Origin of the sequence: Aurantibacillus circumpalustris (genome assembly GCF_029625215.1) — a bacterium.
In the GTDB taxonomy this organism is placed as follows: domain Bacteria; phylum Bacteroidota; class Bacteroidia; order B-17B0; family Aurantibacillaceae; genus Aurantibacillus; species Aurantibacillus circumpalustris.
This window is the reverse complement of sequence record NZ_CP121197.1, coordinates 2,064,378-2,079,528: the sequence shown is the minus strand read 5'-3', so window position 1 is coordinate 2,079,528 and position 15,151 is coordinate 2,064,378. Positions and strand designations below refer to the sequence as shown.

The window sequence follows — 15,151 nt, the reverse complement described above, 5'->3', positions numbered from 1 at the left end:
TTATTTCTAACACTAAGTATTAACATAAGGTGTAAAAGCATCCAAATCAGCTAGGCGATGTAGCCTTTAAAATTAACAAAAGGTAAATCCACAACAGCCTTATTAGTTCTAATTGTAGCCATTGAACCCCCTATCTTTGTACTCGAACTCGTGTATTTTTTATTTTCAGTAATTAATGTAAGATTTTTAATAAGCAGCTTTGCTTGATTAATAGCCACGTTTGCCACTTGAGGATGACCTTTTGGGTATTAAGGACCGTTATTAAGGCAATATCACCCAATGCAAAAATATTCTCCACTTCACAAGAATAAATAGATAGATTTCTTTCATCTTATCTACTAGAAGTTAATTTAACTTACTATATAACCTTTTAATTCCTGACTTTTCTCATTTTTGCAACTAACCAAAATCAGTCGCAAATCAAGTGTTTATAGTGAAATTTATCTATGAAAAGAGATTTATTTTAAAAAAGCATTTTATAAAACGTGACATATAATTGTAATTAAAGATTAGTATAATGAGCAGTAAAAATTTATTCGTTGAGGACCCAGACAGAAATCTACGAGAATACAAATTACAATTCGAAAACTCGAATGAACTCTTTTTTTCACTGGATTTTAGAACAAAGCTAATCACAAAAATATCACCAGCATGTGAGAAAATTTACGGATTTTGTGTTGATGACTTTCTTACAAACGATAACCTTTGGTATAACCTAATTCATCCCGACGATAAATCAATAATCAAGAAACAAATTATTGAACTTAAAGAAGGTAGAATAGTTACTTATGAATGCCGTATTATTAGCAAAGAACAAAAAGTAAAATGGTTGCAAAATAAAATAATACCCACCTTAGACCATTCGGGAAACCTCATTCAGTTAGACGGAATAAGCTGTGACATCACAGAACAAATCCTAACTAATAAATGTCTGAAAGAAAATAAAGAGCGTTATGATTTACTTTGCAAAGCAACAAATGATATTATTTGGGACTGGGATTTGGAGACAAGTCAACTTTATTGGAACGAAAGTTATAAAAAGATACTTGGGTATGGTGACAGCAATCTAGAGCAAAACGTCAACATATGGAACGAAAGAATTATAGAAAATGACAGGAACCGTATTATTAAAGGTATCCATAAGGTACTAGAGGAATCAAAGAATGATTTTTGGGAAGGAGAGTACGGTTATTATAAGGCTGACGGTACAATCTTATACTTTTACGATAGGGCTTATATTGTTTACAATGAAGCGGGTAGAGCTGTGAGAATGGTGGGTGCCATGCAAGACATCACCTTCCGAAAAAAAGCAGAAGAACGTTTGCAAAGAACTAAAAATAATCTTAGAACGATTCTAGAAAATACTGATACAGGTTATATTTTATTAAATAAAAAGGGTGAGATAACTTCTTTTAATAACGTAGCAAAAACAATGCTAGAAGAAGAAATTGAGGCGAAAATTTCAATTGGAATTCATTTTGCAGAAGCGCTACCTGAAAAGAGACAAGAAAAAGTAAAAAATACAATTAAAAATGTTCTGGAAAATGGCAGGAAAATAGCCTACGAAGTAAGGTACAAATATCCTCATAAAATAATTTGGCTCAACGTAAACATGCTTCCGGTTTTTGATCTTGAGAAGAACGTAATTGGGGTAAATGTTGCTGCAACCAATATTTCTGAAAAGAAAAATGCCGACGAACATCTTTTAAAATCTGAAGCGAATTTACAAACCATATTCAAAAATACCGAGACTGCATACGTGTTGCTTGATAAAAAATTTAATGTGATTTCTTTTAATAATACTGCTGTAAAAGGTTATCGAAAGCAGTTGGGTTTTACATTGGAAGAAGGGAAAAATCTATTTGAATCTCAACCTTGCAACAGAAGGAGTATTGCAAAAAAAAGGCATGAAAAAGTTTTAAAAGGTGAAACGGTTTCTTATGATATAAGTTTTGGGGTTCTAAACGATTTATACTGGTACCATGTTAAGATGCTACCTGTTTTCGATAAAATGGAGAGTGTTATTGGACTTATTATTGCAAGTGAGGATATTACACAACGGAAGAGGACCGAGACTGAGAAGGAAAAAATAACCACTGATCTTATGCAACGCAATAAGGATCTTGAGCAATTTGCTTATATCATTTCACACAACTTGCGCGCGCCTGTTGCCAATATAATTGGGCTTGGAGTCTTACTTCAAAATAGAAGTGTTGGGAATGAAAAAGATTTAGACAGATTAATTAAAGGCATAGGGGAATCAACGGAAAAACTAGATAATGTTATTACGGATCTTAATCTAATTTTGCAAACAACGCAAAATATTGTTGAATATAAGGAAATAGTTAAATTCGATGATCTGGTATATGACATCAAAACATCAATTAGTACTTTAATTCAATTAGAGAACGTAACAATTACAACCGATTTTGTGCAAGTGGAGCAAATTTTCACCTTCAAAACGTACCTGCATAGCATTTTCTATAATCTGATTTCTAATAGCATAAAATATAAACGTGAAGGGCAAGCGGCGATAGTACACATCAAAACTAAACGTACCGAAGATAATCTTACGATTTTTATAAAAGACAATGGTATGGGCATAGATTTGGAAAACAATGCCACTCAAATTTTCGGTCTCTATAAAAGATTTCATAATCACATAGATGGTAAGGGCATGGGATTGTATATGGTTAAAGCGCAAGTAGAAAAACTTGGAGGTACAATTAAGGTGCAAAGTGAAGTTAATGTAGGGACGGAATTCCAAATTGAATTCAATATATAAGAACTTCATGACTATTCTCATTTATACAACTGACCGATATCAGTGGCAAACATCCTATTTATACAGAACTTTAGCATGGAAAAAAGTTTAATTCCAAAAACTATGATCAAATTAAACACAAGTAGAATTTTAACTCCCGTTGATTTTTCTAGCACTTCTACAAAAGCTATTGGTTATGCAGCTTCATTGGCACAACTTAACAAAGGTGAACTTTTTCTTTTATACGTTCGCCAAAAAAAATCTTTTCTCAATTTCCCGTACACTACATCAGATTTAAGAGAAATAACCAAAGAATCTGAGAATTATAAAAAACTAATTGAAAGTACCGCCAAAGAAATTAGAAATAAATATTCCATTCCAGTAAAAGTAATTATCGGATTGGGAGGTCGCATTTCTGAGATAATTAAAATTGCAGAAAAAAAACAAGTGGGCCTTATTGTAATGGGAACAAATGGATCAGACTCTGTAAGCAGTCTTTTTTCTGGAAGCAATTCCCACCGTGTCGTTTCAAAATCTCAAATACCAGTTTTAACAATCCGTAACGATAGCAAGAAGTCGCATTTCTCAAACATACTTCTTCCAATCGATCTTTCTGAGCATACCCGACAAAAAGTAAATGTTGCTATTCAAGTTGCCAAAATGAATACAGCTAAAATTCATTTACTAGGTGTTTCTGATTCAGATGAAACATCCGATCAACTTAAACTGGGTTTGATAATGAGACAAGTATCAAAAAGGATTAAAGAAGAGGATATCGAAGTAAGTTCAGAATTGGTAAAATCAGACAATTTTGCCGGAAAAACGCTTTCGAATGCTAAAAAAAGTAAAGCAGATATAATTATTACAATGACTGATCAAAATAACGGCACTGGATTTTTAGCACGGAATTATGATCGTGAATTGGTTGATGAGTCGAGTATTCCGGTATTATCTATACCACCCGAAATTCATGAGGAAAACATTGCGCCATCAAGTATAGGTGGTTTATGGTAAAACCTGTTAAACACAAAACAAATGATTGACAATTTTAAAAATGATAATAATGGACCTATTAAGCGAAACGCATCGCTTCAGTGTTTAAGTCATGACCACCATTATGGTCTTTTATTGTGTTGGAAAATACGAACAGGTTTAAAGAAAACAGATCATGAACGGATTAAAAGGTACACCGATTATTTTTTTAAAGAACATTTATTACCTCATTTTAAAATAGAAGAAAAATATATTTTTCCATTATTAGGCGAAGAAAGTGAATTGGTGCAACAAGCTACCAAAGATCACTTAAAACTTAAAGCCTTGTTCGAAGACACAACTAATGTACTGCAGTCTTTAATGCAGATTGAGGTGGAACTAGAAAAACACATTCGAATGGAAGAACGTGTTTTGTTTAAAGAATTACAGCGACTAGTGCCCGAAAGTCAATTAGCTGAAGCGCTTCAATCACATAACGAAAAAAAGGATGATACTTGGGAAGATAAATTCTGGGAAACAAAATAAACTTAGAGATTATCTTCGGTATACCACTCCGCAAAAGATGTGGGCGTTTCTTTTAATTTAATTGCATGTAAAATTACGTTTTCAGGCAGCTTCTTTTTTAACTTGTAAACGATATCTAATACTAAGTTTTCGCAAGTAGGTTGATTTTCTAAAAAAACTATTTTTTCAAAATTCTCTTTTAAATCTTTTAGCTCTGCATGAGGAGAATCACCATTGAGTACAAGAGCGTGGTCATAAATGGATAGGATTTGCTGTTGCACAAGTTTTTTCAAATCAGAAAAATCCATGACCATTCCATCTTTAGGATTTTCATAATCGTTAAGTACTTTTCCCAACAAAGTAATGTGCAATTTGTAAGTATGTCCATGAATGTTTTTACATAAACCATCATAACCATACAAAGCATGTGCCATATCGAAGGTAAATGACTTTGTGACTCTTATTCTTTGATCACGCATTTCTTTAAAATAATTTTTTAGGCTCTTCCTAATTCTTTTAAACGTTGTGTATGTGAAAAAAGCGCTGCTCTAAAGCTAGGTTTCAAATTGTAAGGCATATTATATTTCAGCGCAGTTGCCTCAACAATGGGCGCAATTTTTTTATAGTGAATGTGACAAATACCAGGGAATAAATGATGTTCTATTTGAAAATTTAATCCGCCTACATACCAGCTTAATAAACGATTATTCCGAGCAAAATCACTTGTGGTTCTTAACTGATGTACATGCCAATCGGTTTCAATATCATGAAGAGAATCTTCTTGGCTGGCTCCTTCCACCACATGCGCCATTTGAAACACAAAACTTAGTATAATGCTTGCTATCCAGTGCATTACAAAAAAACCAAGTAATACTTGCCAAAAATTAAAAGGTGTAAGCCAAAGTGGAAGTCCGAAAATAAGCCCTAAATAAATAGCCTTTCGAAAAAGCATTTTAATAAATTCAGTTTGTAAATTTTTCCCTTGCGTTTTAAGCAAACCCAGTTTTGAATAATGTCTTAGTCGCGTAAAATCGTTGGTTAACATTACAACCGTCATAAGTCCATAAAAAAATACCGCATAGATGTATTGAAACCTATGAATTTTCTTTAGTGGTGTGTTCTCCGATAAACGAATGGGGCCTTTTTCATCAATATCTTCATCTAAACCATTTACATTGGTATAGGTGTGATGCAGTACATTGTGTTGTATTTTCCAGTTTAATACGTTACTTCCCAATAAATAAAGTGAGCCTGCGAGTAAATCATTCAACCAGTGTTTTCTTGAATAGGCTCCATGAGCGGCATCATGCATAACACCCATACCAACTCCGGCAATGCCAATACCCATAACAACAGTGCATAGTAATGCCAACCAACTATTCATTGGGATCGTTAAAATCAACACAAATGGCACAAGGTATAAGGAGATTAAAATAATACTTTTAATAACCATGGCCGAATTGGCTTTGGTTGATAAATGGTTAGTTTTAAAATAATCATTTACATTTTTTTTAAGAGTGTTTACAAATAGTTTTTCATTTGCATCTTTGCTGGTAAATCTTACTGGATTCATAAAAGTGTAACTTAATTTGACCTTATTATTCGCAATTATACTTTATAAGAGCTTAGTTGGCATATTGCGACTCGCAAAATTAGTTCTTAAGCTAATCAGTTAGATGATTAATATCAAAGGAAAACATGATTCTTATCATAACTCGGACAAAATTATCCGATTAATTTTGAGTCTGTATAATTTATGACACTTTCTCTTAAAAATACAGTCTTATTACAAGAACACGTTTTAAAATTAAAGCAGGAAAAAGACGCAATTATTCTGGCTCACTATTATCAGGGACCTGAAATACAAGATGTTGCTGATTTTATAGGAGATAGTCTAGGTTTATCGCAAAAAGCAGCATCTACAAAAGCAAAAATAATTGTATTTGCTGGGGTTCATTTTATGGCTGAAACTGCGAAAATTTTGAATCCCACAAAGAAGGTTTTACTTCCCGATATAAATGCAGGTTGTTCATTGGCTGCATCTTGTTCGCCCAAAGAATTTGAAACTTTCGTGAAAAATCATCCAGACCATAAGGTAGTATCTTATATCAATTGCAGTGCCGAGATTAAAGCCTTAAGCGACGTTATTTGTACTTCCGCCAATGCAATTGATATTATTAATTCAATACCAAAAAATATCCCTATAATTTTTGCACCGGATAAAAACCTTGGCAAGTATTTGATAAAAAAAACAGGACGTGATTTAATCTTGTGGGATGGTGTTTGCGAGGTACACGAAGCCTTTTCAATTAAAAAAATTGAGCATTTACAATTATTACATCCTAACGCGAAACTAATTGTTCATCCTGAAGCAAAAGAAAAATTACTTGAAAAAGCAGACTTTATTGGTTCAACTTCAGCTATGCTGAAGTTTCTTAAACAAGACAAAGGCAACGAGTTTATTATAGCAACCGAGGTGGGAATTTTACATCAAATGAAAAAGGAATCACCTAATAAAATTCTGATACCCGCTCCAATAAATGAAGATAATACTTGTGCATGTAGTGAATGTAGTTACATGAAAATGAATACTCTTGAAAAACTTTATTTGTGTTTAAGCAACGAATCTCCTGAAATAACCTTAACCGAATCACTGAGAAAAAAAGCATTGCATCCTATTCAGAGAATGCTTGATTTATCAGTTAAAAAAACATTGAACTAAATTATGAAAACAGATTTTCTTGTCATAGGATCGGGCATTGCGGGCTTAAGTTATGCCATAAAAGTCGCCAAAGAGTTTCCTAAAAAGAAAATCATTATTATTTGTAAAACAGAATCAAAAGAAACAAATACAAAATATGCGCAAGGCGGTATTGCGGTTGTAAGTGACATTTTAAAAGACTCTCCTGAAAAACACATTAGCGATACTTTAAAAGCTGGAGGAAAAAGTTGTAATAAAAAAGTAGTGGAATTTGTTGTGCGTGAAGGACCAGAAAGGTTGAAAGAATTAATTTCTTATGGTGTTTTGTTCGACAAAACCAAATTGAATTCGTTTGATCTTGCTAAAGAAGGTGGCCATAGTACTAACAGAATACTGCACAAAGGGGATTATACGGGCTTAGAAATTGAAAGGAAGTTACTTACAGAGGTTAGAAGAGCAAAAAACATTCAAATCCTTCAAAACACCATTGCCATTGACTTAATTACAAATGAACATCTACTCGAAAAACAACTACCGCATTTAAATTCTTGTTACGGCGTTTACATTCTAAAATCAAAAACAGGCAGCATCGAAAAAATAATTTCAAAAATTACAGTGTTGGCCACTGGGGGTGTGGGACAAATTTTTGAACACACTACAAATTCAGAAACCGCCACAGGAGATGGAATTGCTATGGCGTACCGAGCAAAGGCTGAAATAAAAAATATGGAATTTATCCAATTCCATCCTACGGCCTTATATCAGCCAAAAATAAGTACCGATTTTCTAATTTCGGAAGCTGTAAGAGGATTTGGAGGGGTTTTACGAAACAGAAAAGGAGAAGCCTTTATGCTGAAATACGATGTGCGTAAAGAGCTTGCCACTAGAGATGTTGTGTCGAGAGCCATTGTTTCAGAATTAAAGCGTCAAAACGAGCCCCATGTTTTCTTAGATTGTAGACATATTTCGAAAAAAGATTTCCAAAAACATTTTCCTACCATTCAAACCAAATGTTTTAATCTAGGCATTGATCCAAACAAAAAAATGATACCGGTAGTACCCTCCGCACATTATTGTTGCGGTGGAATTGTTACGGATGAATACGGTAAAACAACACTCGAAAATTTATATGCTTGCGGCGAATGTGCTTGTACGGGTTTGCATGGCTCCAATAGATTGGCATCGAACTCTTTGTTGGAAGCCCTTGTTTTTTCGCACCGGTGCTACCTCGCTTCAGTAAAAACAATAACTAAAATAAAATTTCAGAGTCGTTTTAAAGAATTGAATTTAAGCTATAAAAAAAACATCAACAGTTCATTAAATGAAAAATGGGCAAATATGAGTAAAAAAATAATGAGTGAAAATTTTGGAATACTAACAAAATTTATTAACATTGATAAAGGAATTGAATTATTGCAAGAGATAAAAACAATAAGTCATCGTTCTTTTCAAGATTTTATTAGCCCAAAAACACTCGAACTTAGGAACATGCTAACTGTTTCCTTATTAATATTGAAAAGCGCAAAAAAAAGAAGAAATAATGTTGGTGTCTTTTATAATTCAGACCTCCAAATAATGAATCGAATTAGATGTGCAGAAACATGACATGTATCCTTAGTTATTATGACATACATCATAAACAGAAATGGCAATACGCATGATCTTTGATCCGTATTAATAAATTAAATTTTAATTTTTATACAAACAAAAAACAAAACCTATGAAAAAAATCTCAATTTTAGCCGCAATTGCCTTCCTAGCAATTTTTGAAGCGTGCAGCAGTCCAGCAAAAGAAGAATCAAATGGCTCGCATGAAGCTCCAAAAAGTATGGTTGCTGATCCACCGTCGTATGACCCTGATCGTGGGGAGGGTAAGTGGACTGAAGAAAACATCAACCTTAAAGAGGAATTGAACCCTGAATGGGTAGCTTCTGGCGAAAGCATCTCTAACACAAAATGTACTTCTTGTCACAAACTAACCGCTGAAAAATTAGTTGGACCAGGTTGGGAAGGTGTAACCAAAAGAAGAAAACCAGAATGGATTATGAATTTTATTACGAATCCAGATGTGATGATTGATAAAGATCCTGAAGCACAAGCCATGTTAGAATTATGTTTAGTGCGTATGCCTAACCAAAATTTATCAGATGGTGAGGCAAGAAACATATTGGAATTCATGCTTAAAAATGATGGAGCAAAATAAATAAAATATAACTTGTGAAATAGCGATGTTTGCTAAGTCACAAACCGCCAGAATTAATCCCGACTGCTATTGGGAGGCTATATACAGATAACAAAATAAAATAATAATAATTAAAACAGATGAAAAACAATTTAATAACAATAGCAGTAGGTGGATTAATCGTAGCCTCTGCTTTTCAATCCTGCAAACCTAAAAGTACAAGTCAGGCTGTAACAGGAGATGCTGCTTCAAAAGTATATGTGGCACCTGGGAAATATGATGAAATGTACAATTTTGTGAGCGGTGGATTTAGCGGACAGCTCAGTGTTTATGGACTTCCAAGTGGACGACTTCTTCGTGTAATACCAGTATTTGCGGTTGATCCTGAAAAAGGTTGGGGTTACAGTGAAGAAACAAAACCTATGCTGAATACTTCTCATGGCATTATGCAGTGGGATGATTTACATCACGTGCAACTTTCTAAAACAAATGGAGATGCTGATGGACGTTGGGTTTTTGTAAATGGAAATAACACTCCTCGTGTGGCCAGAGTTGATTTAAAAACGTTTAGAACTGCCGAGATCATTGAATTACCAAATAGTTCTGGTAATCACTCTTCTCCTTTTCTTACCGAAAATACAGAATACGTTGTAGCAGGAACTCGTTTCTCAGGTCCATCTGACAATGCAAACGGCGATGTGCCTATTAGCAGTTACAAACAAAACTTTAAAGGCTATTTGAGTTTTATCAGCATCGGTAAAGAAGATGGTAAGATGGATCTTGCTTTTCAAATAGAATGCCCTGGAGTTAACTTCGATTTAAGTCGAGCTGGTAAAGGTGTTTCTCATGGATGGTTTTTCTTCTCATGTTATAACACAGAACAAGCCAATACCCTTTTGGAAGTAAATGCTTCACAAAATGATAAAGATTATGTAATGGCTGTAAACTGGAAAAAAGCGGAAGAGTACATAAAAGCTGGTAAAGGAAAAAAGATGTCAGTGAAATATGCTCATAATACCTACAGCGATATTACACATTCAGCCACTTCTGAAATGAAAACCGAGGTTCTGGTATTAGACAGTAAAGAGTTTACAGATCTTTGTTACATGATGCCTTGTCCAAAGTCACCACATGGATGTGACGTGGATCCTACTGGCGAATACATTGTAGGAAGCGGTAAATTAGCTGCTACCTTACCTGTTTTTAGTTTTACTAAAATGCAAAAAGCTATTGCAGACAAATCTTTCGACGGTATATATGATGGCATCAATGTGCTTAAATATGAATCTGTATTACATGGTGAAGTTAAAAAGCCAGGATTAGGGCCATTGCATACAGAATTTGACGCAAAAGGAAATGCTTATACTTCTTTCTTCGTGTCATCTGAAATTGTAAAATGGAATGTGAAAGATTTAACAGTATTAGATCGTGTTCCTACTTTCTATTCTGTAGGTCACTTATGTGTAGCTGGTGGCGATTCAAGAAATCCTATTGGTAAATACTTAATCGCTTATAATAAAATTACTAAAGACAGATACCTTCCAACAGGTCCTGAGTTATCACAAAGTGCTCAGTTGTTTGATATAAGTGGAGATAAGATGCAAATGATTTTAGATTTCCCAACAATTGGCGAACCTCATTATGGACAAATGATTATGGCAGATAAGATTAGTAAAAATCAAGTTAAGATTTTTAAGATAGAGGAAAATAAAAATCCTTATGTTACTAAAGGCGAAGGCGAATCGAAAGTGGTGAGAGAAGGTAATAAAGTGCATGTGTACATGACCGCTATACGTTCTCACTTTTCTCCAGACAATATTGAAGGAATAAAGTTAGGTGATGAAGTATATTTTCACGTTACTAATTTAGAGCAGGATTGGGATGTGCCTCATGGATTTGCGATTAAAGGTTCTACAAACGCAGAGCTGCTAATTATGCCAGGAGAAACATCTACTCTTAAATGGGTTCCAGATAGAGTGGGTATTGTACCGATGTATTGTACCGATTTTTGTAGTGCTTTACATCAGGAAATGTCAGGATATGTGCGTGTATCTCCTGCAACAAGCAAAGTTCCTTTACAGTTTAGTTTAGGTACCAACATACCAAAAGTAATTACAGCCGAAGTAACCAAGTAATATTCAACAAGTATATTAAAGGAGCAGGCTATTAGATACTCTGCTCCTTTTTTTTATAACCAACACAGCAATCATGAACTCTACAATTTCCACAACTACAAAATTAGCATTGGTATTAACAGCCATATTACTTGTTGTTTCAATGTTTGTGCCGCTTTGGCAAATTGATCTCGATGCACCGCAATACCCCGAAGGCTTAGGTTTAACAATTTCTGCTAACGGTTTGGGTGGTGACGTTGATATTATTAATGGATTAAATCATTATATTGGTATGAAAACCCTACATAATGAAGACTTTATAGAATTTACAATCCTAGTCTACATTATTGCTTTTTTTGCTGCTTTTTCGCTCATCACAGCTTTTATTGGTAAAAAGAAGTTATTGTACACTCTGTTTATAGCATTTGTTTTATTTGGAATTGTGGCGATGGTTGATTTTTGGAAATGGGAGTATCAATACGGGCACGATCTCGATCCAAAAGCGGCCATCATTGTACCAGGTATGGCTTATCAACCACCATTGATTGGATTTAAACAACTATTAAATTTTGGCGCCTATTCTGTGCCTCACATTGGCGGCTGGCTATTTATTGCTAGCGGACTACTTATGTTATTAACCGTTATAAAAGAAACTAACATGATGAATAAATTTAAAAAAACTAAAATGCAGACTTCACTAATTCTCATTGCTTTTACTACCCTATTTCAATTTTCCTGCACAAATAAGGGTCCTGAACCAATAAACTTTAACAAAGACAATTGTGATTATTGTAAAATGACCCTTACTGAAGAAAATTTTGCTTGTGAACTGATTACGGAAAAAAGCAAAGTGTATAAATTTGATGATATCAGATGTATGATTGGGTTTGATGGCGAGAATAAAGACAAAACAAAAAATGCCTCTTTCTATATTTCAGATTTTTTAGCCCCACATGCTCTCACCTCAAATACTAAATTACATTTTGTAGCGAGTGAAAACATTGGAAGTCCAATGGGAGGAAATATCGCAGCTTTTACTAACAAGGACAGCGCCACTGTTTACGCCACAAAACTTTCAGTAACTACGATTGGTTGGGAGGACATTAACCATTAATAGTGAGATATCTTTTTTACATATGTTTTGTTTTTTTATATAAACCAATACAAGCAACACAACTACACGTTGGGGCAACACGCCAATACACCACTGTAAAATCAGCTCTGGCAGCCTGTAAAGACGGTGATACAGTTTATGTTCATGCAGGGCATTACAAAGAAGGTAATTTAATCATTACTAAGTCCATACATTTTATAGGTGTTGATTTCCCCATTCTGGATGGTGAAAAAAAGTGCGAAGTTTTATCGGTAAAGGCCAGTTACGTTATTATTAGTGGTTTTAAAGTGAACCGATCTGGTTTCGCAACACTCACCGATCCAGGTGGAATAAAGGTTTATGAAAGTCATCATGTAACCATTTCAGATAATATATTAAACGATAATTTTTTTGCCATTTATTTGCAATACTGTAATAAGTGCATCGTTAAAAACAATACCATCACCGGTTGGGGGGTAGAAGAACAAAAAATAGGTAATGGCATTCATTGCTGGAAAAGTGATAGTCTTCAAATTATAGGGAATAAAATAATAGGACATCGCGATGGTATTTATTTTGAATTTGTCACCAACTCTGTTATTTGGAGAAACATTTCTCAGAATAACATTCGTTATGGCTTACATTTTATGTTCTCAAATCACGACGCTTACATTTCAAATATTTTCAAGCACAACGGAGCTGGAGTAGCTGTAATGTTTACACATCATGTGAAAATGTTTAATAATGTTTTTACAGAAAATTGGGGGGATGCGGCTTTTGGATTATTACTAAAAGAAATATCCGACAGTTTTATTTCCGGAAATACATTTTCTAAAAATACTTCTGGCATATTTATGGAAGGAACAAACAGAATTAAAGTTGACAAAAATAAATTTGATTCTAATGGTTGGGCTATGAAAATACAGGCTAGTTGTATGGATAATGAAATTACGAATAATAACTTCGTTGGTAATACTTTTGATATTGGCACCAACGGTAGCTTGGTGCTTAATACATTTAATAGTAACTATTGGGATAAATACGAGGGTTATGATTTGAACAAAGATAAAATTGGCGACGTGCCTTATCATCCGCTAAGTATATTCTCTGTCATCGTAGAACAAAATCCTCCGGCCATGCTTTTATTCAGAAGCTTTTTTGTAACTCTTATAGATAAGTCTGAAAAATTAATGCCGAGCTTAACTCCCGATAATTTTATTGATAATTCACCTTTAATGCGAGCATTAAATTTATGATAGAAATTAATCAACTTTATAAATCTTTTGGAAAACTTGAAGTGCTCAAGGATATTAACCTCGACCTAAAAAGTAGTGAGTGTATTGCCCTTATTGGTCCTAATGGCTGTGGTAAAACCACTTTAATCAAAAGTATTTTGGGGATGGTTATCCCCACCACAGGAACTATTAAAGTAAAAGAGCAACTGATTACTAAAAATTTTGAATACCGTAAAAACATTGGATACATGCCTCAAATTGGCCGGTATCCCGATAACATGTCGGTTGGTCAAATTGTTGAAATGATCAAGGATATCCGATCGTCACACGAAACCTTAGATGAAGACCTACTTAATGAGTTTAAATTAAAAAGTATTTTTAATAAACAGATGCGCACGCTTTCTGGTGGTACCACTCAAAAAGTTAGCGCTACATTAGCTTTTTTGTTTAACCCCGACATTTTAATTTTAGACGAACCCACAGCAGGTCTAGACCCCTTGGCTTCTGAAATTTTAAAAGAAAAAATAGTGTCTGAAAAACAAAAAGGCAAATTAATAATGATCACGTCACATTTACTTAGTGAATTGGATGACTTAATTACTCAGCTCATTTTTATGCAAGAAGGTTGTGTGGAATTTCACAAAACCATTGCAGAACTTCAAACTTCTACAGGAGAAGAAAAGATTTCGAAGGCAATTGCTCATGTTTTAAAACAAAAAAATAATGAATAGAATTATTAAGTTTATTGTTTTAGATATACTCAAAAACAAAATTGTTTTAATTTACACCCTTATTTTGGCCGTGTTGTCCTGGGGTGTATTTAGTCTGGAAGACAACAGCAACAAAGGTGTTTTGACCTTATTGAATGTTATTTTACTTACGGTTCCTTTAGTATCTGTTATTTTTTCAACCATTTACCTCTACAATAGTTCTGAGTTTATTGAGCTGTTATTAAGTCAGCCTATTAAAAGAGCTAAAATTTGGTTGAGTTTATTTTTCGGATTAGTATCCTCTTTAGCTCTTTCTTTTTTCATTGGGGCAGGCATTCCTATTTTAATATATGCACCGGATAGTATTGGTTTTATGATGGTGCTTGTTGGTCTTTTTGTTTCTTCTGTATTTGTGGCCATTGCATTTTTAAGTGGCATACTTACACGAGATAAAGCAAAAGGCATTGGAATTTCAATTCTTCTCTGGTTGTTTTTTGCATTATTGTTTGATGGACTAGTCTTGTTTTTACTTTTCCAGTTTGCAGATTATCCTATTGAAAAAATGATGGTGGGCATTACCGCTTTGAATCCTATCGATCTAGGAAGAATTCTCATCTTACTTCATCTTGATGTTTCGGCAATGATGGGTTATACTGGCGCTATTTTTAAGAATTTTTTCGGAACCTCCTTAGGAATTTTTATGGCCTTTTTTATTCTGATTGTTTGGATTATTGTTCCTTTTTGGTTTTCATTACTAAAATTCAAAAGGAAAGATTTGTAGACTATGCTTTTAGGCTTAACTATTCGTTAAACAACACGACCTTTGCGTAGCGTCCGATAAGCGTTTTATGGCAG

Annotated in this window: 13 protein-coding genes; 11 read left to right on the top strand and 2 right to left on the bottom strand. The window is 34.0% G+C overall.

The window, feature by feature from the left end:
• Nucleotides 1-517 precede the first annotated feature (517 nt).
• From P2086_RS08675 to P2086_RS08665, 3 genes are all read left to right on the top strand, one after another.
• Nucleotides 518-2,785: a PAS domain S-box protein gene (locus P2086_RS08675; RefSeq protein WP_317900057.1), complete on the top strand. Its 2,268-nt coding sequence runs from the start codon at nt 518-520 to the stop codon at nt 2,783-2,785.
• Nucleotides 2,786-2,860: 75 nt separating this feature from the next.
• Nucleotides 2,861-3,778 carry a universal stress protein gene (locus P2086_RS08670; RefSeq protein ID WP_317900056.1) on the top strand — a complete coding sequence of 306 codons (918 nt, stop codon included), beginning with the start codon at nt 2,861-2,863 and terminating at the stop codon, nt 3,776-3,778.
• A 21-nt stretch (nt 3,779-3,799) separates the two neighbouring features.
• Nucleotides 3,800-4,282: a hemerythrin domain-containing protein gene (locus P2086_RS08665; RefSeq protein WP_317900055.1), complete on the top strand. Its 483-nt coding sequence runs from the start codon at nt 3,800-3,802 to the stop codon at nt 4,280-4,282.
• 2 nt (nt 4,283-4,284) lie between these two features.
• Here the strand turns inward: P2086_RS08665 and P2086_RS08660 are convergent, their stop codons facing one another.
• Both P2086_RS08660 and P2086_RS08655 read right to left on the bottom strand, forming a co-directional pair.
• Nucleotides 4,285-4,740, bottom strand: a complete 456-nt coding sequence (locus P2086_RS08660) for a 6-pyruvoyl trahydropterin synthase family protein (protein WP_317900054.1) — start codon at nt 4,738-4,740, stop codon at nt 4,285-4,287.
• A 17-nt stretch (nt 4,741-4,757) separates the two neighbouring features.
• Entirely contained in the window at nt 4,758-5,834 is a 1,077-nt protein-coding gene (locus P2086_RS08655; RefSeq protein ID WP_317900053.1) for a fatty acid desaturase family protein, read from the bottom strand.
• 183 nt (nt 5,835-6,017) lie between these two features.
• Between P2086_RS08655 and nadA the strand changes: the two genes are divergently transcribed.
• From nadA to P2086_RS08615, 8 genes are all read left to right on the top strand, one after another.
• Entirely contained in the window at nt 6,018-6,983 is a 966-nt protein-coding gene (gene nadA, locus P2086_RS08650) for a quinolinate synthase NadA (protein ID WP_317900052.1), read from the top strand.
• A gap of 3 nt (nt 6,984-6,986) precedes the next feature.
• A complete protein-coding gene (gene nadB, locus P2086_RS08645) occupies nt 6,987-8,567 on the top strand; it encodes an L-aspartate oxidase (RefSeq protein WP_317900051.1) in 1,581 nt (526 codons plus the stop codon).
• A gap of 115 nt (nt 8,568-8,682) precedes the next feature.
• Nucleotides 8,683-9,165: a c-type cytochrome gene (locus P2086_RS08640; RefSeq protein WP_317900050.1), complete on the top strand. Its 483-nt coding sequence runs from the start codon at nt 8,683-8,685 to the stop codon at nt 9,163-9,165.
• A gap of 119 nt (nt 9,166-9,284) precedes the next feature.
• Nucleotides 9,285-11,279 (top strand): Sec-dependent nitrous-oxide reductase, encoded by a 1,995-nt coding sequence (gene nosZ / locus P2086_RS08635; RefSeq protein ID WP_317900049.1) that lies wholly within the window; start codon nt 9,285-9,287, stop codon nt 11,277-11,279.
• A 73-nt stretch (nt 11,280-11,352) separates the two neighbouring features.
• Nucleotides 11,353-12,372, top strand: a complete 1,020-nt coding sequence (locus P2086_RS08630) for a nitrous oxide reductase accessory protein NosL (RefSeq protein WP_317900048.1) — start codon at nt 11,353-11,355, stop codon at nt 12,370-12,372.
• A gap of 2 nt (nt 12,373-12,374) precedes the next feature.
• A complete protein-coding gene (locus P2086_RS08625) occupies nt 12,375-13,607 on the top strand; it encodes a nitrous oxide reductase family maturation protein NosD (protein ID WP_317900047.1) in 1,233 nt (410 codons plus the stop codon).
• Nucleotides 13,604-14,317 (top strand): ABC transporter ATP-binding protein, encoded by a 714-nt coding sequence (locus P2086_RS08620; RefSeq protein ID WP_317900046.1) that lies wholly within the window; start codon nt 13,604-13,606, stop codon nt 14,315-14,317. Before P2086_RS08625 ends, P2086_RS08620 begins: the two co-directional genes overlap by 4 nt.
• The gene (locus tag P2086_RS08615) at nt 14,310-15,077 is read left to right on the top strand and encodes an ABC transporter permease subunit (RefSeq protein ID WP_317900045.1); all 768 of its coding nucleotides are present in this window, start codon (nt 14,310-14,312) and stop codon (nt 15,075-15,077) included. The genes P2086_RS08620 and P2086_RS08615 overlap by 8 nt, the downstream gene beginning before the upstream one ends.
• Nucleotides 15,078-15,151: the final 74 nt, after the last annotated feature.

Bases quoted from the DNA above. Each gene is read 5' to 3' on its own strand.
- P2086_RS08675 (WP_317900057.1), top strand. From the start codon at position 518: ATGAGCAGTAAAAATTTATTCGTTGAGGACCCAGACAGAAATCTACGA.
- P2086_RS08670 (WP_317900056.1), top strand. From the start codon at position 2,861: ATGGAAAAAAGTTTAATTCCAAAAACTATGATCAAATTAAACACAAGT.
- P2086_RS08665 (WP_317900055.1), top strand. From the start codon at position 3,800: ATGATTGACAATTTTAAAAATGATAATAATGGACCTATTAAGCGAAAC.
- P2086_RS08660 (WP_317900054.1), bottom strand. From the start codon at position 4,740: ATGCGTGATCAAAGAATAAGAGTCACAAAGTCATTTACCTTCGATATG.
- P2086_RS08655 (WP_317900053.1), bottom strand. From the start codon at position 5,834: ATGAATCCAGTAAGATTTACCAGCAAAGATGCAAATGAAAAACTATTT.
- nadA (WP_317900052.1), top strand. From the start codon at position 6,018: ATGACACTTTCTCTTAAAAATACAGTCTTATTACAAGAACACGTTTTA.
- nadB (WP_317900051.1), top strand. From the start codon at position 6,987: ATGAAAACAGATTTTCTTGTCATAGGATCGGGCATTGCGGGCTTAAGT.
- P2086_RS08640 (WP_317900050.1), top strand. From the start codon at position 8,683: ATGAAAAAAATCTCAATTTTAGCCGCAATTGCCTTCCTAGCAATTTTT.
- nosZ (WP_317900049.1), top strand. From the start codon at position 9,285: ATGAAAAACAATTTAATAACAATAGCAGTAGGTGGATTAATCGTAGCC.
- P2086_RS08630 (WP_317900048.1), top strand. From the start codon at position 11,353: ATGAACTCTACAATTTCCACAACTACAAAATTAGCATTGGTATTAACA.
- P2086_RS08620 (WP_317900046.1), top strand. From the start codon at position 13,604: ATGATAGAAATTAATCAACTTTATAAATCTTTTGGAAAACTTGAAGTG.
- P2086_RS08615 (WP_317900045.1), top strand. From the start codon at position 14,310: ATGAATAGAATTATTAAGTTTATTGTTTTAGATATACTCAAAAACAAA.